Source organism: Kribbella qitaiheensis, assembly GCF_042657745.1.
Classification (GTDB): domain Bacteria; phylum Actinomycetota; class Actinomycetes; order Propionibacteriales; family Kribbellaceae; genus Kribbella; species Kribbella qitaiheensis.
In genome coordinates, this window is record NZ_JBHSKE010000088.1 from 1 (window position 1) to 1409 (window position 1409).

The following is a 1409-nucleotide window of genomic DNA, read 5'->3' on the forward strand; positions in this document are numbered from 1 at the left end:
GGGTCATCGCCCTGCTCGCTTGACACTGTTGATGTCCGTCATGAGATCTGCGAGGCCCGACGGTTACCCGGGGCGTGCCGACCGTCGACAGGGCTGAGCGCCAGGGCTGTGTGCTGAGAGCGCCGATCAGTGAGCGAACCGGCAGCCGCGTCCCGGCACCACAAATGGGTGCCTCCCCACTGGGTCTAGCAGCGAGGAGGCTGACGTGAAGTCTGCCAGAAACACCCTGCCCGAAGAACCCGTCAACGCCGTGACCGCCGGTCTGGACTGGTCCCGCGACGACCATGCCGTGTCGGTCGTGAACGACCGCGGCCGCGAGATCGACCGGTGCACCGTCGACCACTCCGCCGCCGGGCTGCGGGACCTGGTCGCGATGCTGGGCCGTGACGGGGTCGGGGAGGTCGCGATCGAACGCCCCGACGGACCGGTCGTCGACGCCCTCCTGCAGGCGGGGATCACCGTGGTGGTGATCAGCCCGAACCAGGTCAAGAACCTGCGCAGCCGCTACGGATCGGCCGGCAACAAGGACGACCGGTTCGACGCGTTCGTGCTGGCCGACACCCTGCGCACCGACCGGGCCCGACTCGCACCCCTGACCCCCGACAGCCCACAAACCGTCGCGCTGCGCCGCACCTGCCGCGCCCGCAAAGACCTCGTCGAACACCGCGTCGCGGTCGCCAACCAGCTGCGCGCGCACCTGCGTAACGTCTTCCCCGGCGCGGTCGGCCTGTTCGCCGAGATCGACTCGCCGATCAGTTGCGCGTTCCTGGCCCGCTTCGACACCCAAGACCGCGCCGACTGGCTCTCCCCGAAACGCCTCGCCGCCTGGCTGGCCTCCGTCGGCTACTCCGGCAAGAAAGACCCCGCCGTGCTGCACGCCCACCTGGTCGCGGCACCCCGCGGCGCCACCGGCCACGACGGCGCCGTCAACGCCCAGATCACCCAAGCGCTGCTGGCCGTGCTGACCACCCTGGTCGACCAGATCAAGACCCTGTCCGCCCAGATCACCGACCAGCTCACCGCGCACACCGACTCCCACATCTTCACCAGCCTGCCCCGCTCGGGCACCGTCCGCGCCGCCCGACTGCTCGCCGAGATCGGCGACTGCCGCGCCCGCTTCCCCACCCCCGAAGCACTCGCCTGCCTCGCCGGCGCCGCACCCTCGACCCGCCAGTCCGGCAAACTCCGCTCGGTCGGGTTCCGGTGGGCCTGCGACAAACAACTCCGCGACGCCGTCACCGACTTCGCCGGCGACTCCCGACGAGCCAACCCATGGGCTGCCGATCTCTACCACCGAGCCCGCACCCGCGGACACGACCACCCCCACGCCGTCCGCATCCTCGCCCGCGCCTGGCTGTTCGTCATCTGGCACTGCTGGCAAAACAACACCGCCTACGACCCCGCCCAAC

General features: G+C 70.5%; 1 protein-coding gene. It reads left to right on the forward strand.

Annotation, left to right across the window (positions count from 1 at the left end; all coding sequences use genetic code 11):
- Positions 1-205 precede the first annotated feature (205 nt).
- Positions 206-1409, forward strand: a 1204-nt coding sequence (locus tag ACFPJ1_RS43260; protein ID WP_380112276.1) for an IS110 family RNA-guided transposase, incomplete at its 3' end; no start/stop codon positions are given.